Source organism: Aestuarium zhoushanense (assembly GCF_056431045.1).
Genome location: NZ_JBWKMA010000023.1, coordinates 103,244 through 127,528, shown reverse-complemented (window position 1 = coordinate 127,528; position 24,285 = coordinate 103,244). Strand labels below are relative to the sequence as shown.

Below are 24,285 nucleotides of genomic sequence, written 5' to 3'. Positions count from 1 at the left end.
CATGGACGCCAAAGCCGTTCTTCAACGTTATTTTGATGCTTTCAATGCGGGCGATAAGGCTGGCATGTTGGCTGAGTTGTCGGATGACGTGGCCCACCACGTAAACGAGGGCCAAGTGCGCGTTGGCAAAGAGCTGTTTAGCGCATTTTGTGACCACATGGACCGCTGCTATCGCGAATGCCTGACAGATATCGTGATCTTCGGCTCGGCTGACGGCACCCGCGCCGCGGCTGAATTCACGGTGAACGGAGAATATCTCTCGACCGACGAAGGTCTGCCTGAAGCTAAGGGTCAGAAATACGTCCTGCCTGCAGGGTCGTTCATGTCGCTGAAAGACGGCAAGATTTGCCGCGTTACTACCTATTACAACCTCGCAGATTGGATCCGTCAGGTCAGCGCATGACCCTGATCTATCAGGTTCTAGACGGGGACGCGGTCGCGGCGGCGCTGGATGATCTAGCGCGGCTTCGGATTGATGTGTTTGCCGATTGGCCTTACCTCTATGCAGGGTCGCTAGATTACGAGCGGGACTATGTCGCGACCTATCGCGATGCGCAAAACGCCATTCTGGTCGCAGCCAAGGATGGGGACCGCATCGTTGGCGCGGCAACAGGCACCCCAATGGAAGATCACGCGAGCGATTTTGCGGCGCCTTTTGCAGCGACGGGTATCCCGCTGACCGACATCTTTTACTGTGCCGAATCGGTGTTGCTGTCTGACTATCGCGGGCAGGGCGCTGGGCATGTGTTTTTTGACATGCGTGAGGCAAAGGCAAAGGCGCTGGGTCGCCGTTACGTCGCGTTTTGTTCGGTGATGCGGCCAGAGGATCATCCGTCGCGGCCCGTGGACTATCGGCCCTTGGATGGGTTTTGGCGGAAACGCGGGTATGAAAAGCTCGACGGGGTCGTTGCGCGGTTCAAATGGACCGACCACGGTGACGCCGAACAATCGGAAAAGCCGCTTCAATTCTGGATGAAAGCTCTATGAAAATCGCAACTTCTGCTTACCGTCCTGAATGGCACGCGACGTGGTCATCGCTTGAGACGAAACTGACGGGCTGGGTGTCTGCTGCTGCGGGGCAGGGAGCTGATCTGCTTGTGTTCCCCGAATATGGCGGGTGCGAAGCGGCCCTGATCGGGACCCCGAACGACTGTTCGCCTGCGCAATGGGCGGGGCGAATGGCGGATGCGGCTGAGTATTGGATCGCGCTTCATTCCGATCTGGCAGCGCAGTTTGGCGTTCATATTCTCGCGGGGTCGCTCTGCGTTCGGGATGGGGCGCGGATGGTGAATAGGTCTTATTTGCTTGGCCCATCGGGGGATGCGGTGTTTCAGGATAAGCTGATCCTGACACCCTATGAACGCCGTGAAATGCAATTGTCGGTCGGGGAAACGGTAAAGCTGTTCGATACCGCCTTGGGCCGATTGGGTATCTTGATCTGCTATGACAGTGAATTCCCGCTGCAGGCTCGCGCGATGTGCGAAGGTGGCGCGGATATGATCCTCGTGCCGTCTGCGACCGATCTGCCAGCGGGACAAACGCGGGTGCGTCAGTCGTGCCGTGCGCGTGCGATCGAAAACCAATGCCTGATCGTGCAATCGCCCGTTTTGGGTCCTGTGTCAGATTGTGATGTGTTGGATACGGGAACAGGCCGCGCTGCGCTCTTCTGCCCACCCGATCACGGTTTGCCGAGCAATGGGATCATCGCCCAAGGTGACACGGACGAGGCGGCATGGGTCATTGCAGAGGTTGATCCTGCGGCCATAGCGGCCCCTCGGGTTTCGGGGCAGGTCGGCAACTTTAGCCATTGGGCCGAACAGGATTCGCGGCTTCAAAACCTCACCTTGGCGACCCTCGCCTGATTTGCGCTTGAATTATTGGTAAATCGGGCGCATTTAACCGCCGTTCCGCTCATGATGGCGGATTTTGCAATTACGGAGATCACATGGCCAAGGAAGAACTGCTCGAATTCCCCGGTGTCGTGAAGGAACTCCTGCCGAACGCGACATTCCTGGTCGAGCTTGAAAACGGCCATACGATCATCGCACACACGGCAGGTAAACTTCGCAAGAACCGCATCCGCGTCCTCGCGGGCGACAAGGTTCAGGTGGAAATGACCCCCTACGACCTCACCAAAGGTCGGATTAACTATCGTTTTCGGTGAGCACGGTTTCACCGACATCCGGTTTGCAGCTTATCTTGGGCTCTGGTTCGCCGCGGCGACTGGAGCTTTTGGCGCAGATCGGGGTAACGCCATTTGCGGTGCGCCCGCCTGACGTGGACGAAGATCCGCGTAAGGGCGAACAGCCGCGCGACTATGTTAATCGTATTGCCGCTGATAAGGCCTCTGCTGTGCCCTGTGGCGCGGAGGAGGTTGTGCTCTGCGCCGATACGACGGTTGCGCTGGGTCGCCGCATCATGGGCAAACCCGTGGACGAGGCTGAGGCCGCTGCGTTCCTCTTTGCTCTCTCAGGTCGTCGTCACCGCGTGATCACTGCCGTTGCGGTGAAACGTGGCGATAAGATTTGGCAGACGGACGTTGTCACGACCGTGGCGATGAAACGTCTCTCTAATCCCGAAGTGAATGCGTACCTCGCCTCAGGCGACTGGAAGGGCAAAGCGGGCGGATATGCGATCCAAGGGCCCGCGGGCGCCTTTATCCCGTGGATCAACGGGTCGTTTACGGGCGTCGTCGGCCTTCCGCTGGCCGAAACCGCTGGTTTACTGACCGCTGCGGGCTTTCCTTTATACGGAGTAGAACAATGAAGGGACGTTCGATCCTTCTGGACCACGTCGGCGAGCGCGAAGCTGCCGCGCTGATGGTGGATGGCAAGCTCGAAGATCTGCTGATCGACGATGATAGCCAGCCGCGCCCCGGTGCGATTTTCCGCGCGATCTGTGATCGTCCGCTCAAGGGGCAGGGCGGTATGATGCTGCGTCTACCTGAGGGCGAGACAGCGTTCCTACGTCAGAGCAAGGGTCTGCGTCCTGGTCAGCCGATGCTGGTTCAGGTTACTGGCTACACCGAGGCGGGTAAGGCCGTTCCTGTGACCGACCGCGTTCTGTTCAAAAGCCGCTATGCGATCGTCACACCGGGCAAGCCGGGCGTGAACGTCAGCCGCTCTATCGACGACGAAGAAGACCGCGCACGTATCAGTGCCATCGGTCACGCCGTCATGGAAGGGATCGAACACGGTCTGATCCTGCGGTCGTCCTGTGCTGGTGCCGATGACGACGATATCGCGGAGGACATCGCAGCGATGGCTGATCTGGCGAACGCCGTCTTGAATGACCTTGAAGGAACGGAGCCTGAAGCTCTGACCGAAGGGGATGGTCCGCATGTCCTCGCGTGGCGTGAATGGGTGTCTGCGGCTGAGGTCGTAACCGACGAAGGCTGTTTCGAAGATCACGGCGTCATGGATCAGATCGAAGCGCTGAAATCGCCGTTCATCGATCTGGGCGAAGGCCACATGTATGTCGAAGCGACCCGAGCCTTGGTGGCGGTCGATGTGAATACGGGCGGGGATACCTCGCCTGCTGCTGCTCTCAAGGCGAACTTGGCTGCGAGCCGTATGTTGCCGCGTGCCTTGCGTCTGCGTGGCCTAGGTGGCCAGCTTGCCGTCGATTTCGCGCCGATCTCAAAGGCGCATCGCAAGCAGGTCGAACAGTCCTTGCGCGCATCGTTCCGCAACGACGCTATTGAGACGAGCCTTGTGGGTTGGACGACGATGGGCCTGTTCGAGTTGCAGCGCAAACGCGAACGTCTGCCTTTGGCTGCGATCCTGCGGGGGCTGTAATGGCCTGTCCGATTTGCGCGAAAGAGACGGATCAGAAATACCGCCCGTTCTGTTCCAAGCGGTGCGCGGACATCGATTTGGCTAAGTGGTTGTCGGGTTCTTACGCCATTCCGTCCGCCGAACCGATCGATGAGTCAGATATCCCAGAAGATGAAATGCCCCCACTGCGGCATTAGTCGCAATCGGAGAAAAGTGACGAAATAGGCCGCCATTTGGGAGGCCTTTTCATTTTCAGCCGAGGCGAATCGGAAAGCAAACTTCTGATTAAAGTTGTTTTAGATTCTCAAATCATCATTTTTTAGAATTTTAAACAACCTTAAGGTGATTTCTGGGTGTATCCGACGGCTTATGTTTGCGCCTGAAGGTGGCAAAAATTTTTATCCTTAAAAATACATGAAGTATACGAATGAATATTTTTGACTCTTATTAAGGGTCAGAAATGTGAAATTTGGTCAGGTCACTCTCCTGTCGTGACCGTTGGTTAGACCTCTGTTTCCTTAAGTATCACTGCTTTTCCCGCGATGATTGAGTTGAGGCGCACAAGCGTCCTCAGAGTTCGGGTGCCGTTCTCTTCATCTCGCATCGGTTGGGTTTGTCGTGGCTATCGTACAGCAAATGATCATCGGAAATGACGGATACGCTTCTGACGTATTATCGTCCGAGATGTTCGGCATTAATGCGCTGTTTACCAAAGACGGAACCATTGATGGCGGTCAATACGATACGTTTGTCGACCAACTGGGCACGACGTCTTTTCGTTTTCCGGGCGGCACAGTTACCGAAAAACTTTTCGAACCAGATAATGCGACCTCGCAGCAATTCTGGTCTTTGACCGCTCCAGCCAACCTCGAAGATGATTTTGTCACCGCAAAAGAATTCGTCGCTTACGCCGCTGACAAAGGCGCGACAATCGACTGGGTTCTGCCGACCGAGCATTTCTATTCCGCGGCCACTGACGCCGCTGGCAACCATTTGCCTGACGAGGCTGCGGTTGATGGTTTGCTTGCGCACATCGATGACCTGATCCACGGGCTCTACGGCGAGGCCAAACTCGACACCGTCACCATTGGTAACGAATACTGGGTGAACAACGGCGCCCGTGAGACCCCTGCCGAATACGGCAAGATGGTCAACCTGATGGCCAAAAAGCTGGATGATCTGTTCGAACAGTATCGTGTTGAAATTGGCGATCCGGATTGGGTTGCTCCCAAAATTGCGATGCAGACTGCATTGCCTTGGGACCGCGACGATATTCCTCAGATCATCGGTGAGATGGACATGGAGGCCCGTGCCGCCATCGATGTGATCGAAACTCACTACTACCCCGATGACTACGCTGAGATTCAATCCAGCGGCAGCGTCTTTGATCGTCTCGACGATATTGCCTACGCAAAAGGCTTTGGCGACGTTGAATACTATGTTTCGGAATGGAACGTTCAGAACCGCGTCGGCAACGAATTCGGGATGGAGCAGGCGTCGAACATCATCGAAATGTTCGAGGACATGGCCGTCCACGGTGTCGATCAGGCGTCTGTTTGGGGCACGACCTACAAGGCGCTCTACACCCGCCTTGGCCGTATTTATAACGACGCAGACGCACCTGGTGGCACGGCAAGCGAACTGACGCCCGCTGGCGAAGTGATGCGGATGATGTCGCGCAGCCTCGTTGATACGCAGGTGATCGACGTGTCGTATCCGCAGCGGTTCTTTAGCGATATCGGCGATGATACCGCGCAAGACCAGGTGGATATCAACGCCTTTGGCAATGACGAAAAGGTCGTCATCTTCCTCGCATCGCGGTCCGCTGATGGGATCGACATCGAATTGAACGTTGGTGACCTCGTCAGCGACTATGATCACCTGTGGGTTCAGCAGCTTTCGACCATCGATAACCCGTTCTCGAGCACCTTGGACGAAGGCGATCCGCTTTCCTATCTGTCGCGCCCGTTCACCGAGACCTTTATGGGTGACGAAGTGACAGCAAGCGATGGTGACATTCATCTGTCCCTCGACGGCTATGACATCGTTAAGCTGGAATTCTCGATCGGCACTGGCGTTGATATGTGGGGCAACGATGCGAAAGTTGACCGCTATGCCGACTACTCTGACCGTCTGATCGGTACGGACCACGCTGACACCATTGCTGGCAACCTCGGCGATGACACGCTGATGGGCGAAGCTGGCCGCGACACCATTTTCGGTGGCGAAGGCAACGACACCATCGACGGTGGCGCGGGCGATGACACGCTTGTCACGGGCGAAGGTAATGACATCGTCACCACAGGTGAAGGCACAGATACCGTCATCACAGGGGCAGGCGAAAACGACGTCACCATCGAAGGCGAAGGCGCACATCTGTTCATCGACACCACGGGCGATACCGTTGTGACGGGCTTTGATGCGACTGCGGGGCATACGCTCAGCTTCATGGGCGCTTACGAAACCGTTGATGACCTCATGAGCGCGGTCACCGTTCAGGACGAAGACCTGATCTTCTTGCATGCTGATGGCGGCACCACTGAGTTGCTTGGCGCTGCTGGGCAGTTGGGTGACCTGACCAATTCGCTCGTTGATTTCACCGATCCCGAAGGTGTTGCTGCAACGCTCGACCGGGTTGAGAACATGCGTGGCGATACCGAATTCGCAGACTTCCTGACGACGGCATCGCCAGAAGACGTTGCGGATTACCTGTCGGGTCTTAGCGCAGACGAACTGTCAGATCTTTTGGAAACCACCGACGTCAATGCGCTGCTTGAAAACATTCCAGCAGAGAACCTCCCGCTGCTGTTGAATGCTTTCGATCAGGCCGACCTTGATGCCTTCCTCGAGGACGCTGATCCGCTAGCGCTGCTCGATCACCTCGAAAATGCGGGCGATGCAGCTGACGCTATGTTGGCAGCACTCGACCCTGATATTCTCGACGACTACCTGATGCGGATCGCCGAGGCATTCCCGCTTGATGAGAGTGTAGACCTCGAGCTTGATACCAAAGCGTTGCTGGCCGACGAATATGAAGCCAACGCCACTGTCATTCCGTCTGTCGACGAAATCATCCAAGCGATGAACCAGCCGATCGAGGAAGAAGACACCACGCCTTACAGCGGCGAAGACGTGTCCGACATGACCTTGGACGGTGGCGCTGGCTCGTGCTTTGTTGCAACGGCTGCTTACGGCGACACTTACCACCCAGATGTGAACTACCTGCGCCGTGTTCGGGACGAAATCCTCGTTCACAACAGATTCGGTCGGGCCTTTATCTGGACCTACTGGCGCGTTGGTCCGATTCTCGCAAAGATGCTGATGCCGCATCCGCATCTGCGCGGTTTCGCACGTGGTGCTTTGGCTCGAATGATCGGTTACATGCGTGATCGCGATGTGGTTGCCCGTTACAGCAAAGGCTTCCGCAGTTCCTATCACCTCTCGGGTAGGGGCTAGAAAGAGGAATACCCTCTTTCCGCGAAAATTCGGAAAACAAATTCAAAATCGGTCAAAATGCCTCTGGACACCCCCGCGCTACCTGTCTAGAACGCCGCTACCCAGCGAGGAACAGAGTTTCTTGCTAACCGGTGCCCGGGTAGCTCAGGGGTAGAGCAGTGGATTGAAAATCCTCGTGTCGGTGGTTCAAATCCGCCCCTGGGCACCATTTAAAACCCTGTCAGATAAATCGATGCGCTCTTTGACGAGCAGCCGTTTCTGACTTTTTCGTCGGCTCCATCGCGTGCCAACTGTTTTGGCTACTCAAAATCGCACTGACCGCCCATGCACGTATGGGCTGATCTGCGTTGGCTGCATTGCGGCTATGATGTGTTTGCAATTGCAGCAACCAGAGGTGCGAAAACCTGCTTATTTCGCAGTCGATTTCAGGCGATAACACGCTTGTGCCACAGGTTTGTTACATTGCCTCTTGCGGAGAATCTGGGCGAGGCACTAATTGGGAGCTTGAAAAACGCTGGCGACCTTGATTCCGGCAAAACTATTGAGATGTAAAACGAAAATGGCCTCCTTGCGCCCGACTGATGCGTCTGTTTCGCGTCGTGATCTCTTGGCTCTTGTTGCTGGGCTTGTTCCTGCAACCCTCCTCGGGATGCCTGTTCCTGCCAATGCCCAAGAGGCGGATGCTGTTGAGGGGAATTCTGTTGCTGCTGTGCAGCAATTTTCGTTCGATCTATTGTCCGAACAGATGCGAGAGCTCTCGCGTGGCGTGTATGAACCCCATCCTGTGACCGAAGGTTTCATCGACGGGTTGAATTACGACGATTATCGGAAAATCCGGTTCAACGACAAAGCGGCGCGTTGGCAGGACAGCGGGTCTGATTTCCGACTCGCTGCATTTCACATGGGCTGGCTGTTCCCTGAACCGGTCCGCATCTTCGAAGTCGCTGACGGTGTCGCGACCGAAATGGTCTTTTCGACCGATGATTTCGAATACCTCAACGATCTGAAAGACCGCGTTCCCGATCACTATGCTTTGCCTGGTGTGGCTGGGTTCCGTTTGAATGCGCAACTCAATCGCCCCGATAAATGGGATGAAGTCGCCGCGTTCTTGGGGGCGTCCTATTTCCGCGCGTTGGGTCGCGGGTCGGCTTATGGACTGTCGGCGCGAGGTTTGGCGCTCAACACGGGCACCCAAAAGGGCGAAGAATTCCCGCGGTTCTCACGATTCTATATGGAGCGTGATCCGAACGGTGGTCCGGCCCTCACGATCTATGCCGCGCTAGAGAGCCCGAGTGTCACGGGTGCCTATCGTTTCGTCATTGAGCCGGGCGCTGAGACGCTCATGGATGTGACCTGCCGTCTCTATTTCCGTCAGGATGTGGTCGAGCTGGGCATTGCGCCGATGACCTCAATGTTCTTGTTTTCGGAAAAGAACCGTGCGGGCTGGGATGACTATCGTCCGAACGTCCATGACAGTGACGGTCTGCGGATTGAACGTGCGGATGGCAATGTAATTTGGCGACCGTTGAACAACCCGCCACGCCTGACGGGTTCGTATTTCAGCGAAGCCGCCCCGCGTAGTTTTGGCCTGCATCAACGCGACCGCGATTTCGCGAGCTATCAGGACGTTGGTGCGCGGTATGAACGGCGTCCGTCTTTGAACGTGGAGCCAATTGGCGACTGGGGCAAAGGCCATGTTCGGCTCGTTGAAATCCCATCTGATCTAGAGGCGAACGACAATATCGTTGCCTATTGGATCCCCGAAGATCGCGCTGTTGCTGGCGACCATCGTGAATTTTCCTATCGTTTGCGTTGGGGTGATTTGGCCCAAGACGCTGGATCGGATTTGGCTTGGGTGTTTGAAACCCGTTCGGGCCATGGCGGCATTTCTGGCGTCGAGGCCGAAAAGGGTACCCGCAAGTTCGTTATCGATTTCAAAGGTGGCCTGATGGCCGCTTTGGATGGCGAGGCAGAGGTTGAACCTGTGCTGAACGCCACAGGCGGTGAAATCTATGGCCATACCCTCGAGAAAATCAGCGCAACGGATATTTGGCGGCTGGTGATCGATGTGCGCGCGAATGCGGACGCCGTCGTAGAGCTTTCCGCCTATGTGAACGGGTTTGACCAACGTCTGACCGAAGTGTGGCTCTATCAATGGATCAACGCATAATGGATCGATCGACAGGACACTTTGCACCCTTGGAAGAGCGTTTGATGAGCGCGGCAGGCACCTTGCCCGACGCACCGATGGCGATGCCTGAACAAGACCTCTCTGCACCGATCACAGTCTCGTTTCGGGGCTGGTTGCGGGCCTTAACGCTCTTGCCGTCGCGGGCTGGTCAGTAATCGATGGCACATCCCATTGGGGCAGCCGTTCGGGTGATGATCATCCGAACCATTGTGCTGTTGGCGGCTATTCTAGCGGCCTACGGTGGGTTTTCTCTGTTCTTTGAATTTGGTGCCGCAGACGGGATCGATGTGATGGATTTCGTCCGTTCGGGATTGATTTTCGCGTCGACGTTCTGGCTGGCTTGGGGTGCGTTTACCGCGATTGCGGGGTTGTTCAGCCAACCCAAACCTCCCGCGCGTCATGCCGGTTATTTCACCGAACGCACCGCCGTTGTGATCCCCGTCTATAATGAAGATCCCGTTGCCACCTATGCCCGCGTCGCGGCGATGATGGCGTCGATTGATCAAACGGGGCACGGCGATCGGTTCCACTTTGCCATCCTGTCGGACACGCGGGACGATGCGATTGCTGCGCGAGAACGTCATTGGTTTGAGCGTCTGTTGAATGAGACCGATGGAGATGGGCGGCTGTTCTATCGCCGTCGCGTGAAAAACACGGGTCGCAAGGCGGGCAATATCGAGGACTTCATCAAACGCTCTGGGTCTGCCTATGAGTTCATGATCATCCTCGACGCGGATAGCCTGATGGAAGGCGATACCATGGTCGAGATGGTGCGCCGTATGATCGCGACGCCCGATTTGGGTCTTTTGCAAACATTGCCGAATATCATCCACGCGCGGTCCCGTTTTGGCCGCGTGATGCAGTTTGCGGCAACCTTTTATTCCCCTGTCTTTGCCCGCGGCTTGGCCCTGATGCAGGGCCGCACTGGGCCGTTCTGGGGACACAATGCCATCGTGCGCACCCGTGCCTTTGCTCAATGTTGCGCTCTGCCTGAATTGGCGGGGCGTCCTCCGTTTGGCGGACATATCTTGTCGCATGACTATGTTGAGGCGGCTCTGCTCGCCCGCGGTGGGTGGGTTGTGCGGGTCGATGACGATCTGGCCGGTAGTTATGAAGAAGGCCCCGAAAACATCGTCGATTTCGCGAAACGGGATCGCCGCTGGTGCCAAGGCAACCTGCAGCACAGTCGCCTTTTGCTAGCCCGTGGCCTGAAACCATGGAGCCGGTTTGTCTTTCTCCAAGGTATACTTGCCTATATCGCGCCCGTCTTTTGGCTGGCGTTTTTGACGGCCTCCATCGCGGCCCCGTTGTTCGCGCCGCCGATTGACTACTTTCCCATCGAAAACTGGCCTTTCCCTGTTTTGCCCGTGTCGCAGGTATCTAAGGCGCTGAGCCTCATGGTCGGTGTCGTAGGGTTGTTGTTCCTGCCCAAGGTGCTGATCGCGATCAAGGCTGGGTTCGATGGACGGGTCGTGGGCTTTGGCGGGATGCTACGAGCTGCTGCGTCGACATTGGCCGAAGTGGCGCTCTCGACCCTCACTGCACCGATCTTTTTGATGTTCCAGACCCGCTCGGTGAGCCAAGTTTTGCGTGGCGCGGACGGCGGTTGGCCCGCGCAGAGCCGTGGTGATGGAAGCCTATCGTTCGGCGATGCGTGGTCCGCGAGCTACTGGATTGTCCTCACGGGCGCCGCCGTCATCGGAGCGGCGCAGATGTTGTCGCCTGTCTTGGTGCCGTGGTTGCTGCCTGTCGCCTTACCGATGGTGATCTCGCCCGCGCTGATCGCGTGGCTGTCACGCCCCGGTTTTCCAACTCTTTTCACCACCCCGACCGAGATCGCTGCGGCGCCGATCATGGCGCTGCAGGCCGATGTGCTTTCGCGGTGGGCACCATCCGCAAGCGTAGAGGCCGATGCCTCTGCCGATGCTATCCCTTTCGCCGAATAAGGCCCAGTTATGACCCCTGTGAAACAACGCGATCCGCGCCTCGATGTGTTCCGTGGCCTCTGCCTTGTGATGATTTTCATCAACCACGTTCCCGGCAACGTGCTCGAAGCCTTCACGAACCGAAACTTCGGGTTCTCTGACGCGGCCGAAGGGTTTGTGTTCATGTCTGGTGTGGCTGCAGGCCTCGCCTATTCGCTGGATTTCAAGGACAACTCGATGCGGCTCTGGACAGGGCTCGCGCGGTTGTGGCGTCGCGCGTGGACGCTTTATCAGGTGCATATTTTGACGACCTTTGCTGCGGTTGCTGCAGCGGCCTCGGTGGCGCTGTGGATGGGGAATGGAGAGATCCTGTTCATCAACGCGATGAAGCACCTATGGTATAACCCTCTGGAAACTTCGGTCGGGTTGATCCTGATGACCCACCAGTTCGGCTATGTGAATATTCTGCCGCTTTATCTCGTGCTGCTTTTTGTCTCGCCGATTGCGTTCTATTTCGCGTGGCGTGCGCCGCGGACCGTTCTGCTGGTGTCCATCGCACTGTGGTTTTCGGCGGCGATGTGGCGGATCAATTTGCCGAACTTCCCGATGCCAGGTGGCTGGTTCTTTAACCCGTTCTCATGGCAGCTGATCTTTGTGGTCGGGCTTTTGACGGGGGTCTATTACAAACAGGGGAAACGCTTTGTGCCCGTTACATGGTGGCTCTTGGTGCCTGCGATTTTCCTTTTGATCGTCGGGGTGCTCACAGTCCAAGTCCCACCGTTCTCAAAGGTCTTTGGCCAAACGATGTGGCTCGCCAAAGAAACATTCCACCTGCCGTGGTTCATCACCGCTTTCGACAAAACATTCCTCAGCGTGCCGCGCCTCTTGCACATTCTGGCGCTGGCCTACGTGCTGTCGGCCTTTGGGGGCGTGCGTTGGCTCACAGGGACCAAGGCGATGGCACCGTTTGCCCTCTTGGGTTGTCAGGCGCTGCCTGTGTTTGCCTTGGGATCGGTGCTTTGCATCTGGCTGCAGGGCGTGGGTCGCGTGCTGGGCGATAATGTGTGGACCGATCTGATGCTGGTCGGTGGGGGCCTCGTGGCGCAATTCGCGCTGGCGGCGGCGCGTCAGTATTGGCCGAAACCTACGACGGTATAACGCCTTCAACGATGACCAAGTCCACCTCTGCCCCCGCGTCCCGTTTGGCGACGGTGGATTGGTAGGCCTCGCCGAAATAACAGGTCCGCGCTGCGTCGAAGGATGGGAATTCCACGACGACAGTTTGGGGCCTCGCGTTCCCTGCGCCCGTGATCTGTTCCCCTGCCAACACACGGATCACACCGCCACCAGCCGCTATCGCGGGTGCGGCGGCCTGACGGTAGGCGGCGTAGAGTTCGGGGTCAGTGACGGTGACATGCGCCACCCAATAGGCTTTGGCGGTCATTGGGTTTGCTCAATCAGTTGCAGGGCGTAGGGTCCAATGGCATCGACGATGATCTCGACGCCTTGGGCATTAGGGTGAACACCATCCGCTTGGATCAGATCACGCGCAGCGGTCAGGTCGCCGTCGGGAAAGAGTGCGCTTAGGAAACTGGGATAGAACAGTACCCCATGCTGCGCCGCGAGGTCGGGGTAGAGAGTGTCAAAGGCCAGTTTATAGTCTGGGCCGTAGTTGTTCGGTGCTTCCATCCCGATCAAGAGAACGGGGACGCCTGCATCCTTTGCGGCGGTCAAAATCCCGTCGATATTGGCGCGGCTCACCTCAGGGGGAATTCCACGGAGCAGGTCGTTGCCACCTAGTGCTACAATCATCGCATCCACATCGGGCGTCATGGTCCACGCAACACGGCTGAGCCCACCAGCCGTCGTGTCCCCAGACACACCCGCGTTCAGCACAGACACATCCGCGCCGTCTTCAATCAACCAGCCCTCTAGCTGCGGAACAAAGCCGTCCTCGGGGATCAGCCCGTAGCCTTGGGTTAGACTATCACCAAGTGCTGCAATCGTAATCGTTTCGGCCTGAACAGCGCCTGTGCCGATCACAATTGCCGCAGCGATGTTGCAGGCACGGCGAAGCGCTCCATATTTATAGGAAAGCATTGAACGGAAAGCCCTCTTTATGACCAAACCAGCGTTGTCCCTTTTAGATGTATCCCTGTCATTGATGGGCAATGCGGGACCAGTGGATATTTTGCACGACATTACGCTGGACGTGGCGCAGGGGGAAACCTTGGGGCTTGTCGGGCCAAGCGGGTCGGGCAAATCATCGCTCCTCATGTTGATGGGCGGGCTCGAGACCGCCACAGGGGGACGGATCACGGCGCTGGGCACGGATATCACCCGTATGGGCGAAGACCCTCTGGCGCGGTTCCGCAGAGATAATATGGGGGTTGTGTTCCAATCCTTCCACCTCATTCCCACAATGACCGCCTTGGAAAATGTCGCGACCCCACTGGAGTTGGCGGGTGTCAGTGATGCTTTTGAACGCGCCGAGGCGGAATTGGCGGCGGTTGGTTTGGCGTCTCGGGCAGACCACTACCCCTCGCAAATGTCGGGCGGTGAACAACAGCGCGTCGCACTGGCCCGCGCCTCTGTTTCACGGCCCAAGCTGCTGTTGGCGGACGAACCAACGGGCAATCTGGATGAAACCAACGGCGCTGCGATTATTGACCTGTTGTTTGGGCTTCGTGATCGGCATGGGGCGACGCTTGTGATGGTGACGCACTCGAACGACCTCGCGGCGCGGTGTGATCGCGTGGTGCGCCTTCGGGATGGTCGTATCGACGGATCCGCCGCATGAGCCTGTCATTGTCTTATCGGTTCGCCCGCCGTGAACTGCGCGGTGGTCTGCGGGGGTTCCGCATTTTCCTTGCTTGTCTGGCGCTGGGCGTCATGGCGATTGCTGCTGTTGGCACGGTTCGGTCCTCAATCACTGCAGGGTTAGAGCGTGAAAGCGCGGCGCTCTTGGGTGGGGACGCAGAGGTCGGGCTGACCTACCGTTTCGCCTCTGACGAAGAACGCGCGTGGATGGAGGGCATTGCGGACACTGTGTCAGAAACGGTCGATTTCCGATCCATGCTCGTTGTGACACGGGACACGGTTGAACGCGGTCTGACGCAGGTCATGGCCGTGGACTCAGCTTATCCCTTGATCGGTTCGGTCACGTTGGACCCTGCGATGCCACTGGATACGGCGCTTGCGGGTGCAGATGGCATGCCGGGTATCGTGGTTGAACGCGTGCTGGCCGAACGGATGGGCGTTGTTACAGGCGACACTGTCCGCCTCGGCACCCAAGATTTCGTGCTCACCGCGATCCTCGCGAAATACCCCGATAACGCGGCTGGTGGGTTTGGGCTTGGGCCGCGGTCGATTGTGTTGACGCGTGACCTCGCGGATTCTGGCCTCTTGGCGGCGGGGACGTTGATGGACACGAACTACCGCCTCAAACTGCCTGAGGGATCCGACCTCGCCGCGCTGGAACAGGTGGCCCAAGAGCGTTTCCGTGACACTGGGATGCGGTGGCGCGATAGTCGCGATGGGGCGCGGGGCGTTGAACGCTTTGTCGATCGGCTTGGGTCGTTTTTGGTCTTGGTGGGTTTGTCGGGCTTGGCCGTGGGCGGGGTCGGTGTGTCGGCTGCCGTGCGGTCCTACCTGACGGGCAAGACCGAAGTCATCGCGACCCTGAAAACCCTTGGCGCTACACGTCGGGTGATCTTTCAAACCTACTTTATCCAGATCGGCATTCTGACACTGCTCGGCGTTGGCTTGGGCATCCTCATGGGCGCTCTGATGCCGCTCTTGTTCGCGCCCATGATCGCGGCGCAACTGCCCATCCCTGTTGAATTTGCCGTCTATCCCCGCCCCCTGATCGAAGCGGGCATCTACGGCCTGATCACGGCAGCGCTCTTTACCCTCTGGCCGTTGGCGCGATCCGAAGAAGTCCGCGCGGCGACCCTGTTCCGCGATGCGAGCGACGCGGGCACGACCCTTCCTGCCGCCCGCTATATCGCGATTACGGTGCTTTTGGTTGCGCTGCTCATTGGGTTGGCTATTTGGTTCACGGGCACCGTGCGTTTGACCATCTGGACCGCAGGCGGGATTGCCTTTGCGCTGGGGTTGTTGGTTCTATCGGCCCAAGGCGTCCGCGCCTTAGCCCGTAAGTTCCGCCGTGCGGCGCGGGGGCGTCCGACCCTGCGATTGGCGTTGGCCTCCATCGGTGCCAAAGGGGGCGAGGCGACATCGGTCGTGTTGTCCCTCGGCCTTGGTTTGTCGGTTCTGGCAGCGGTCGGCCAAATCGACGGCAACCTTCGCGCGGCGATCTCGGATGAATTGCCCGATGTCGCGCCTTCCTATTTCTTTGTCGACATCCAGCCCGATCAGATCGACGGATTTCGCGCGCGTCTAGACGCCGATCCAGCGGTCAAAGACTATGAGGCCGCACCGATGCTGCGCGGGATCGTGACCCGCATCAACGGGGTTAAAGCAACGGATGTGGTCGATCACTGGGTTGTTCGTGGTGACCGTGGGATAACCTATGGCGATACGCCACCCGACGGCACGACCGTGACCGAAGGCTTATGGTGGCCAGAGGGCTACGATGGCCCGCCGCAGGTCAGCTTTGCCGCCGAAGAAGCCGACGAGATGGGCCTCTCCCTTGGGGATGAAATCACGGTCAACATCCTTGGCCGTGACATCACCGCGACCATCACCAGCTTCCGCGAAGTGGACTTTAGCAATGCGGGCATGGGCTTTGTCATGACGCTGAACCCCGCGGCCATTGCGGGTGCGCCGCATAGCTGGATCAGCACCGTCTACGCCCAACCCGAAGCTGAGGCAGCGATCCTGCGTGACCTCGCCAATAGCTATCCCAACATAACCGCGATCCGTGTGCGCGATGCCATTGATCAAGTCATGATCGTTGTCGCGGGTATCGCAGCGGCCACGCGATATGGTGCGCTTGCCACGTTGGTCACGGGGTTCCTTGTGCTAATCGGCGCTGCGGCCTCGGGCGAACGGGCGCGGGTGTTTGAATCGGCGGTCTTGAAAACGCTCGGCGCGGATCGACGGTTGATCCTACGCAGCTTCGCGCTCCGCTCGGTCCTCTTGGGATTGGCGGCGGGGATCGTCGCGTTGATCGCTGGGATCGTGGGCGGTTGGGCCGTGACGACCTTTGTGATGGAGACGAGCTTTGCCCCGATCTGGTCCAACGCCGTGCTGATTGTTCTGGGCGGTATGGGGACCACGTTGTTGGCGGGGCTGGCCTTTGCCCTGCGCCCCCTCGCGGCGAAACCTGCACGGGTGTTGCGTGCCCGCGAATGACCGAGCGTACGGTCGATTGAACAGGGATTAACGCGGCATTGCTATTGTGTCTGTCAACAGGGCGAATTTGCCCGCTGACAGAACGGAGTAACCATGTCGAACCCATTTCAGAACCGCACGTTGTCCCTCTCTGGTCCAGCGCGAGACATCGTGCCAGTGACGCCTGCTGATGGTGTTGAATTGGCGGACGTTGCGGTCGCGCTTTATGTCGAAACGGGCGGTGTGCTGGTCGTGAAAACCGTCGCAGACACGCTGCGGACTGTGACGGTTGGCGATAAGTCGATCCTGCCTGTAGGGATCAAAGAGGTCCACGCGACGGGAACAACGGCCACTGGCATCCACGGCTATGTGGTCTGATCATGCTGGGATTTTCCATCGCTGAATTGGGGCAGCGCCCTGCAATTGCGGGTAATGGTCCTATCGTGCTGTCGTTTCTGACCGAAAGCCTCCCCGCGGGCGTTGCGCTTTCGCGTGCGTCCTCGGGCACGCGTATCAACTCTGCCGGAGCGCTCGAGGTTGTGGGCAATGACCAACCACGTTTCGACTATGATCCCCAAACGTTCGCCCCACGGGGATTGTTGGTCGAACCCGCGTCAACCAACCTTGTCCACGGGTCAGAGCCGAACCTCACCGATTGGGCCGATCTTGTGTCTACATCGACGCCACTAGCGCTCAATGCCTTGGGGTATTTTTCTGGTATGTCGGTCGCTGGCAGCGGGGCAAAGTGGCATCGGCTGCAGGCGGATACGGACGGCTGGTCAGCGGGCCAGAACCTCCGTGTGCGTGTCTGGTATATGGCTGGCACGTCGGGCGCGATGTTCCTTTCACTACGGAATGTCGATGCGGGCGTCGATAGCTCGCTGTCTGGCACAGTCGGCGCCTTGGGCGTGCATAGTGCTGCTGCAGGGGCGATCACTGATATCGTCAATGCTGCGCTTGGGGGCGGGGTCTATACCGTGACTTACACCTTTACCCCGAACGCGGGCAGCACCTCTAGCAAGTTTGGCATCGGGCCGTTTAGCGCGATTGCAGGCGAAACCGTTGTCGCGCTGGGTGTTCAGGTCGAGATCGGGACAGGCACGAGCTATGTCCCAACCTCCCGCGCGGCTGACGGTGTCACGCTCAATGGTTGGAACGGGATGTATGACATTGTGCTGACCTATGACGGCGGTGGCGTCGAAACCCGCAACGGAGTGACGGTGGCAGCTGGCTATGACCTCGCCCCGACGGCGCGTCGTATTCAGAGTGTAACGCTTACGCCGATAGCTTGAACCTCAGGTGGCGGGTGATGAGTTGGACATAGGGAATGGCCCACGCCAAGGGCCACATCACCCCGCCATGTCGACGCATGAACAACAGCCAATCAGGGGGATAAAGTCCCCGAAAAGAGTTCAGGTGCGCTAGGCGATCCCGCAGGCTCAGGCTGGGATCGTCGCGCCACCGTTGCGCGGCGGGGTTGGGGTCGCATTGCGCCAAATACCCCGGCGCGAGCCAAACGCTCCCCCCCGCATCGCGCAGCCGCATCCCGTAATCCACATCGCCCCACGCATGGAAAAACCGTGGTTCTAGGTTTCCGATCGCATCGACGGCAGCCTTGCTGACGAGGGCGCAATTGCCTGCCATCGTGGTGACTTCGCGAGGATGGTTTTGGTCAGGGCCAACGTGCTGCAATCGTAAAATCGGCCCCTTTCGCCGTTGAAAACCACCATAGGTGAGCTCCCCCGTTTGCGGATCGCAGGTCGATCCAAAAACGACTGTCTTGTCTTTTCCCTGTTGGGCGAGCCGCTTTGATGTCTCCAGCAACCGAAGGATCGCATCACTGTTCAGATCAGTGTCATCGTTGAGCCAGAGCATATAGTCGAACGAATGTTCCATTGCCCCCTCAAATGCCCGCCGCATCCCCCCATTCCAATAAAGGTCGCCCGTGCCATCAATGACATGCACCTGCGGAAATGCCTCACGCACCGCATGGCCCGTGCCATCACTGCTACCGTCATCAACCAGAAACACATTCAGCATAAACGCTGCCCCAGCGCCGTCTTGTTTGAACAGTGCCTTAAGCGCGGCGAGCGTTTTGGCGCGACGGTTAAAACAGGTTAAAAGGACGGCGATGGTAGGGATCATGGCGCAACGGACCTCGTGTTGAAGGGTAAACGCGACAGAACCCCCGCCATGAGCGCGAGCCCCATCCACAAGAACCCACCCATCTTGGGTTGGAGCCACACGGGGTTAAACGCCATCACAATGACCAGCATCACGACGAGGCCGTAGCCGAAAAGTGCAACCAGTCGCTCCGAGGTCATGTGCCTTAGGCGGAAGATACTGAAAACAAACGATAGAACGGGCAGCGCCAGCGCGAGCATCCCGACCGTACCGCCAAAAGCGAGGAGGTCGAGGAGATCACTGTGGCTCGGGATGATGAGGTTTTGCCGCTGAACTGACACGAGCGGGGAGCCGTAGAAGGCGGAACCAAAGACTGGCGCATCGAGGAATTCTTGCCAGCGTATCGTGTATGTATAGAGCCTGACTGATCGACTGCCCGACGGCAGGTGATCAACAATCATGGGGAGGCAAGTTAGAAATACGCCGACACCGATCAGCACGTAAATCATGCTGAGAAATCGCAACACGACAGAGCGGTTCGGGGTTTGGCTCACCCAACGGATCGGGATCAAAAGCAGGATGCCGATGGTGGCAAAGGCCGTCAGGAAGCCCGTGATTTTAAAGGTACAAAACTGCCCAAAAATCAGCGTAGCCATGATGGTCACCCTTAGAATAGGGCGATCTACCAAGCCAATCGCAGCAACAATTGTCGCTACGCCAATGAGGAAAACTTCTTCGTGGAAAATATGGTTAATGCCCGACCGCTGTGTCAGAAACGGGCCGACGATTTGCCAGTAGAACAGCTGCGCCGACATCAGTAGTCCGATGACAATCACAGACCACGTCAGTTTGCGCATGAACCAATCGAGGTCCTCAGGCACGCTCGCCATCATGCGGATCGGAATATAGCTGATTGCAGAGAGCGCGAGGCGCAGGAAACTGTCGGCGGTATTGCCCGTCATATAGCTCGTTGATGCGCCACCGATGGTGATCATGGTGATCAAAATGGCAAAGGCGATGTCTTGCCAAATGATGCCACCGACGGGGCGGAAGCCTTGGGCCAGATAGGCCGCACCGCCGAAAATCGCGATGAGTGCAGGCAGGAACTGAAACGTCAGCGGCAGGCCCAGACCGCTATCCGTCGGGTCTACGGCCATAGCGAGCAAAAACAGAACTGAGGTATAAACCAGCCGCGCCCCAAGTCCGACCGAAGGGGCGTGATCCTGTGTCAGGACGGCCTGCATCAATCGACCTCCGTCACGGGCTGGCCCGCGAACAGTCGGCGCAATTGTCGCCCAATCAAGGGCAGCACGAACACCGCCCGCAATGTCCCCCAAGGTATCAATATCAGGTCCGTGCCGAGGTGCCTGAAAACGCCCGAGCAGGTCATCAGCTCTGATTTCAGCGTGTCGATATCATAGCCCATCACGGCCAAGCCATCCCGCCCGATCCGATCCAGATACCGCCGCGCCCACCACCGGCGCAGCGGGTTGCAATACATCGCCTTCCATCGATCATTCGCCGCGACCTGCTTCATCCCACCCGTCGGATCCCCCATGCGCCCCGAGAGCGTGACGTCGGTGTTTTCGCTCAAGTTCGCGCTGGCGATGCCGAGACGATCACAGACCGCAGCCGTCACCGCGTCGAGGTTCGCGGAGGCTTCTTCGTACCGCATCGTCAGCGCGGAATCGTTGGCCCGTGCAAAGTCGATGAGGCGGGGGAGCGCGATGTCCAAATCCTGTTTGAACCGAAACAGGTTCCAGCGTCCTTTGCTCCACGTCGTCATCATAGACGCCGCGATAGCCAATGGATTGCGCCACAGGATGATCACGGGGGCATCAGGGAACAACGCGGTAACGGCTTTGGGTGCTAAGGCATAGCGTGGCGTTTTATCTAAGAAATAGATCGCCTGATCGTCAGGGCAGAGGCGGTCATAGATCACTTGCGCTGCGCTGCGCATAGCATCATTCCAATCGTCTTCCCCGTTGGGGAGCGCTGCCGTGAGGTCCTCAATCGCCTTACGATAGGTGGAATACTCATAGGTTGCGACGGCTTCGTCGATCGCGGTGGGTGGGATCAGGCCCAACAGAAACCACGGCTCTGATAGTGTCGCGATGTTTGGATGCCGCCCCAAAGCCCGCTGCAACATGGTGGATCCAGATCGCGGGAGGGAAAGCAGAAAAACTGGAGTCGCAGCCATCAGAACAGCTCCTTACCAAAGCGGTGGGTGGGGTAGGTTTTGATCCCCATGCGGGTCGCGCAATACCAAACGGCCAGTAGGTTTTGGACGATCACCGTCACACTGGCTCCAATGGCGACGCCCCAGAGTGGGTCAATCCGCCCGAGAATGAGAGACACGCCGACACCAATGACGCTCGCGACGACGGCAAAGATCATGGCGACCCGCTGACCGTCCGTGACGGTCAAGACGAGCATCGGTGACCCTGTCGTGGCATTGACGGCTTGCCCGACCAAAAGGATGAGGAATGCTGGCCAAGCGGCGGCAAAGGCATCCCCGAAAATGAGGCTGAGGATAGACGGGCCAGCTACTGCTAAACCGCTCATCAGGGTAAGCGAAGTAGCCATAATCACCGTCGCCGACTGCCGCAAAAGCCTTTCGAGCGGCGCCGTTTCATCGGCCTTCCAGAAGTGTGCGATCTGTGGTCCGATGGCCATGTTGACGGCCATGAGCGGCAGCGCCAGCAACCGCATGACGCGCAAGGCAGCCCCGAACAATGCGACTGTTTCCGTGTCGCCCAATGTGCCTGCGATCCACAGGTGTGCCTCTGACAGGGCCGTATTCGCGATGACGATAATCGCGAGCGGTAGGCTGGTTTTAGCCACGGGTGCAAAGTCGATCCCTGACATTTTCGGCAGCGCCCGCAAGGCAGGGACTAGGCTGGCGAAGGACAACGGAACACAGAGCGCAGCAGCAATCGCCGTGATCCACACGACCTGCGTTAGGTCGGGGGTTCGCCCGAGGAAGAAGGCCAAAGCGCAGGCGATGAACAGCATAAGGTTGAACGAAAACACTTCGTGCAGGCCAAAGTCGGTCATACGTCCGAAAGCGCGCAGTGTATGAGCAATGGCTTGGGTCGTGGCACGTGCGATAATCCAAATAAGCAGGATCGCCATGTAGGGCACGGCCCCGTCGGCCATCGGGATTAGAGGCGCGAACAGAATCGCAACGCCGCAAATGACGCTAAGTGTGAGGATAAGGAACAACCCACTACCCCGAAGGACTGGCCATCCACGATCGGACCCAGACAGCAGCGGCACCGCACTTTGGTTAAACCCTCCGAGCGCAATCAAGGCTGCCACCTGAGCAAAGCTCGTCAAAAGAAAATACGTGCCGAGGCTCTCGATGGGCAGAATGCGCGCCAATAGCACATTGATCCCAAAGCCGAGCACCATCGTGCTGACGCGGGCAATAGCGAGGATCACGCTGCCCTTAATGGCTGTTTTCTCAGTCGTCATAGCCCGCCCTTTGCATCAAAGCAGGGTCGAGAGAGGCCTCAACTCGCGCGATTTGGCTTGGCGTCAGCCGATCCCGCCATGCATCGATGCGCCCGCCGCGAAAGGTTGGTGAGGACGGGTCAAAGACTTGGCTCACCTTTGCCCAGAGATCATCGGTCATAGGGACGTTGAGATGCGCGGCTATGGCCTGAACACAGGCGAATTGTGCGTCTGCTGTGCCGCCCCCTTGGGGGCCGACGAGGTCTTCGAATTTGATGATCAGAGTGCCGTCATGTTGGCCCCAATTAAGCACGCTCTCGAGCGCGTCATTCAGCGATTTGACAGCCAGTCCTGGCGGATTGGCGTAACCGCCGTGTATGGTGAAATCGACGCGTTCGTCCTCGGTCAGGGTCTCGTAAAAGGGGCGTAAATAATGGTTCCAGTTCCGCGCATTCAAGACATAGGGGATCATCGAGGCCGCTACAGCGCGAGGGTCACGCAGGATGGTGATGGCCCTCGTTTGAGTGGCGTCAAAGGCCTGCATCGCGCTTTGGCTGAAAGGCACATGTGCTTTGCCAAAAGAGGTTAGCGGACGGTTTCGGAGCCAGCTTTCGAACACGGAGCGGGGAACGAAATAGGGCGAAAAGACCCCGACGGGAACGTCCGTGGGATGCACGCTCTGCTCGCGATTTCCGTAGCCGCGAAGCCGTCCCCAACGCCCCGCCGTTCGACGGTCGAGGAAGGGTGGTGGCGTGAGGCCGATCTTATCCGCCGCCCGTTCGAGAACGGTCCGCCCATTTTCGCGCGCCGCGCCGCCCAAGACCATGAGCGTCTTTTCGAGCAGATGCGTCCCGCTTTTTGGGAGCGAATTGATCAGAACGTTCTGCGTCATGCGGCGCCTCCGATCTGTTCGAAGACTGACAGCAGGGTTTCGCGGAATCGCTCACGGCGGCGGCTGGCCCATTTGGGGTCGATCTCCGTTGGGGTGGAGGTCATCGCTTCGGTAAGGGCCGCCGCAAATTCGACGCCGGTCTGAGCGGCTCGGACATGCGGTGGCACGTCATTGATCCCGCGCAAGGCCAAGGGCGTGACGACCATCGGGACGCCAACCGAAATGCCTTCGATGGTTTTGAGCTGGATGCCCGATCCCACCACCGTCGGGACGGCGAGAGCACGGCAAGCGCGCATGAACTGCCCCGCGTCGGGAACGCGCCCTAGTTTCTTCACGCGGGGATCGTTGGTTGGCAACGTCTCCGAACCACTGCCCGCAATGGCGACGGTCAGGTTGTTCGGCAGATGGGGTAAGACGTTGGAGAGAAACCACAGGATGCCTTGGCGGTTTACGTCCCACTGCCAGCTTCCGATGAGGCCGATGTCATAGGATTTCGGCGGCGCGGGCTGGGTCAAGTCGAACGCTTGTCCGGGCAGGTCGATGACGGTGATCTTGTCGGCGGGGACGCCCAAATGGGCAAAGCCGTCGCGGTCCGCGTTGGATAGGGTGACGGTGGCGCTGCATTCGGCCCCCAGAGTCGCCTCTTTGGCCATGAGCAACTGTGCCTCGCGGCCATATATCGCTCGTTTTGCCGTCGAACCGTTCTGCGCGATATCATTATAGAGCGAATGTTCCAAATTGTGCGCGATGAACAGTTTGCGAGCGGGCAGGTCGGGTAATTCCGCGACCCAACCCATATGCGCGTGGTCAATCATCAGGACATCGGCCCCTTCACGCATCGCGTTTCGCAACGCGCGGACATAGGCGGTGCTTTTGAACTTGGTCTGGGTAAAGGGGGCATAGGTGATGAACGCCCGCGCCAGCCACAACATGCGGCGCCATCCTGCATCGGCCATTTCGATAAACCATGGCCCTGCTGAATAGACCGATGGGTCGGACTTCAGCGGGCCGCGACCCACCCGTTCATATCCAACGACCATGACGTCGGCGCCATTGTCGCGCAGAACATCGATGAATTCCTGCGAAGAAATCTCACCGCCATTGGCCCGCTTATCGGGCAGGACGGTGGTGGCGAAAACAAGGCGTAACCCTGACAGACTGGACATC

24 protein-coding genes and 1 tRNA gene are annotated in these 24,285 nt (G+C 58.2%); 17 read left to right on the top strand and 8 right to left on the bottom strand.

Annotated elements, in window-relative coordinates:
• Position 1: 1 nt before the first annotated feature.
• The 13 genes from AC07ED_RS12160 (at position 2) to AC07ED_RS12100 (ending at position 12,506) form a co-directional block, all read left to right on the top strand.
• Positions 2-403 carry a ketosteroid isomerase-related protein gene (locus AC07ED_RS12160; protein ID WP_105234266.1) on the top strand — a complete coding sequence of 134 codons (402 nt, stop codon included), beginning with the start codon at positions 2-4 and terminating at the stop codon, positions 401-403.
• On the top strand, positions 400-987 hold the full coding sequence (locus tag AC07ED_RS12155; RefSeq protein ID WP_105234267.1) for a GNAT family N-acetyltransferase: 588 nt from the start codon (positions 400-402) through the stop codon (positions 985-987). The genes AC07ED_RS12160 and AC07ED_RS12155 overlap by 4 nt, the downstream gene beginning before the upstream one ends.
• Complete coding sequence (locus AC07ED_RS12150; protein ID WP_105234268.1) at positions 984-1,862, top strand: carbon-nitrogen hydrolase family protein; 879 nt, start codon at positions 984-986, stop codon at positions 1,860-1,862. Before AC07ED_RS12155 ends, AC07ED_RS12150 begins: the two co-directional genes overlap by 4 nt.
• A gap of 83 nt (positions 1,863-1,945) precedes the next feature.
• Complete coding sequence (gene infA, locus AC07ED_RS12145; protein WP_067550718.1) at positions 1,946-2,164, top strand: translation initiation factor IF-1; 219 nt, start codon at positions 1,946-1,948, stop codon at positions 2,162-2,164.
• Between the two features lie 23 nt (positions 2,165-2,187).
• Positions 2,188-2,766: a Maf family protein gene (locus AC07ED_RS12140; protein WP_211096419.1), complete on the top strand. Its 579-nt coding sequence runs from the start codon at positions 2,188-2,190 to the stop codon at positions 2,764-2,766.
• Positions 2,763-3,797 (top strand): ribonuclease E/G, encoded by a 1,035-nt coding sequence (locus tag AC07ED_RS12135; protein WP_105234270.1) that lies wholly within the window; start codon positions 2,763-2,765, stop codon positions 3,795-3,797. Before AC07ED_RS12140 ends, AC07ED_RS12135 begins: the two co-directional genes overlap by 4 nt.
• Positions 3,797-3,973 carry a DNA gyrase inhibitor YacG gene (locus tag AC07ED_RS12130; protein ID WP_105234271.1) on the top strand — a complete coding sequence of 59 codons (177 nt, stop codon included), beginning with the start codon at positions 3,797-3,799 and terminating at the stop codon, positions 3,971-3,973. The genes AC07ED_RS12135 and AC07ED_RS12130 overlap by 1 nt, the downstream gene beginning before the upstream one ends.
• A gap of 421 nt (positions 3,974-4,394) precedes the next feature.
• Positions 4,395-7,232, top strand: coding sequence for a calcium-binding protein (locus tag AC07ED_RS12125; protein WP_211096420.1), 2,838 nt, complete (start codon positions 4,395-4,397; stop codon positions 7,230-7,232).
• A 133-nt stretch (positions 7,233-7,365) separates the two neighbouring features.
• Positions 7,366-7,440, top strand: a tRNA-Phe gene (locus tag AC07ED_RS12120).
• Between the two features lie 351 nt (positions 7,441-7,791).
• Positions 7,792-9,402, top strand: a complete 1,611-nt coding sequence (locus AC07ED_RS12115) for an OpgD/OpgG family glucan biosynthesis protein (protein ID WP_105234273.1) — start codon at positions 7,792-7,794, stop codon at positions 9,400-9,402.
• A complete protein-coding gene (locus AC07ED_RS12110) occupies positions 9,387-9,578 on the top strand; it encodes a hypothetical protein (protein ID WP_158664468.1) in 192 nt (63 codons plus the stop codon). Before AC07ED_RS12115 ends, AC07ED_RS12110 begins: the two co-directional genes overlap by 16 nt.
• 3 nt (positions 9,579-9,581) lie before the next feature.
• Positions 9,582-11,369 carry a glucans biosynthesis glucosyltransferase MdoH gene (gene mdoH / locus AC07ED_RS12105; RefSeq protein WP_105234274.1) on the top strand — a complete coding sequence of 596 codons (1,788 nt, stop codon included), beginning with the start codon at positions 9,582-9,584 and terminating at the stop codon, positions 11,367-11,369.
• 9 nt (positions 11,370-11,378) lie between these two features.
• A complete protein-coding gene (locus AC07ED_RS12100) occupies positions 11,379-12,506 on the top strand; it encodes an OpgC family protein (protein WP_105234275.1) in 1,128 nt (375 codons plus the stop codon).
• Here the strand turns inward: AC07ED_RS12100 and AC07ED_RS12095 are convergent.
• Positions 12,493-12,792, bottom strand: coding sequence for a DUF1330 domain-containing protein (locus AC07ED_RS12095; RefSeq protein ID WP_105234276.1), 300 nt, complete (start codon positions 12,790-12,792; stop codon positions 12,493-12,495). The genes AC07ED_RS12100 and AC07ED_RS12095 overlap by 14 nt on opposite strands.
• Positions 12,789-13,448, bottom strand: a complete 660-nt coding sequence (locus AC07ED_RS12090; RefSeq protein WP_105234277.1) for an arylesterase — start codon at positions 13,446-13,448, stop codon at positions 12,789-12,791. The genes AC07ED_RS12095 and AC07ED_RS12090 overlap by 4 nt, the downstream gene beginning before the upstream one ends.
• Before the next feature lie 19 nt (positions 13,449-13,467).
• Here AC07ED_RS12090 and AC07ED_RS12085 point away from each other — a divergent pair, with 19 nt between their 5' ends.
• From AC07ED_RS12085 to AC07ED_RS12070, 4 genes are all read left to right on the top strand, one after another.
• Positions 13,468-14,148, top strand: coding sequence for an ABC transporter ATP-binding protein (locus AC07ED_RS12085; RefSeq protein ID WP_105234278.1), 681 nt, complete (start codon positions 13,468-13,470; stop codon positions 14,146-14,148).
• Positions 14,145-16,667 carry an ABC transporter permease gene (locus AC07ED_RS12080; RefSeq protein WP_105234279.1) on the top strand — a complete coding sequence of 841 codons (2,523 nt, stop codon included), beginning with the start codon at positions 14,145-14,147 and terminating at the stop codon, positions 16,665-16,667. The genes AC07ED_RS12085 and AC07ED_RS12080 overlap by 4 nt, the downstream gene beginning before the upstream one ends.
• 93 nt (positions 16,668-16,760) lie before the next feature.
• Positions 16,761-17,024, top strand: coding sequence for a spike base protein, RCAP_Rcc01079 family (locus tag AC07ED_RS12075; RefSeq protein ID WP_105234280.1), 264 nt, complete (start codon positions 16,761-16,763; stop codon positions 17,022-17,024).
• A 2-nt stretch (positions 17,025-17,026) separates the two neighbouring features.
• Positions 17,027-17,938 carry a phage head spike fiber domain-containing protein gene (locus AC07ED_RS12070; RefSeq protein ID WP_105234281.1) on the top strand — a complete coding sequence of 304 codons (912 nt, stop codon included), beginning with the start codon at positions 17,027-17,029 and terminating at the stop codon, positions 17,936-17,938.
• Here AC07ED_RS12070 and AC07ED_RS12065 read toward each other — a convergent pair.
• Genes AC07ED_RS12065 through AC07ED_RS12040 form a run of 6 tightly spaced genes read right to left on the bottom strand, consistent with a single transcriptional unit; the run spans position 17,922 to position 24,284 of the window.
• Positions 17,922-18,791 (bottom strand): glycosyltransferase family 2 protein, encoded by an 870-nt coding sequence (locus AC07ED_RS12065; protein WP_105234282.1) that lies wholly within the window; start codon positions 18,789-18,791, stop codon positions 17,922-17,924. The two genes, AC07ED_RS12070 and AC07ED_RS12065, sit on opposite strands and share 17 nt — an antisense overlap.
• Entirely contained in the window at positions 18,788-20,014 is a 1,227-nt protein-coding gene (locus AC07ED_RS12060; RefSeq protein WP_105234283.1) for a hypothetical protein, read from the bottom strand. The genes AC07ED_RS12065 and AC07ED_RS12060 overlap by 4 nt, the downstream gene beginning before the upstream one ends.
• Positions 20,014-20,970 carry a sulfotransferase family protein gene (locus AC07ED_RS12055; RefSeq protein ID WP_105234284.1) on the bottom strand — a complete coding sequence of 319 codons (957 nt, stop codon included), beginning with the start codon at positions 20,968-20,970 and terminating at the stop codon, positions 20,014-20,016. Before AC07ED_RS12055 ends, AC07ED_RS12060 begins: the two co-directional genes overlap by 1 nt.
• A complete protein-coding gene (locus AC07ED_RS12050) occupies positions 20,970-22,247 on the bottom strand; it encodes a lipopolysaccharide biosynthesis protein (RefSeq protein WP_105234285.1) in 1,278 nt (425 codons plus the stop codon). Before AC07ED_RS12050 ends, AC07ED_RS12055 begins: the two co-directional genes overlap by 1 nt.
• Positions 22,237-23,118: a sulfotransferase domain-containing protein gene (locus AC07ED_RS12045; RefSeq protein WP_105234286.1), complete on the bottom strand. Its 882-nt coding sequence runs from the start codon at positions 23,116-23,118 to the stop codon at positions 22,237-22,239. Before AC07ED_RS12045 ends, AC07ED_RS12050 begins: the two co-directional genes overlap by 11 nt.
• Complete coding sequence (locus tag AC07ED_RS12040; protein WP_105234287.1) at positions 23,115-24,284, bottom strand: glycosyltransferase; 1,170 nt, start codon at positions 24,282-24,284, stop codon at positions 23,115-23,117. Before AC07ED_RS12040 ends, AC07ED_RS12045 begins: the two co-directional genes overlap by 4 nt.
• Position 24,285: the final 1 nt, after the last annotated feature.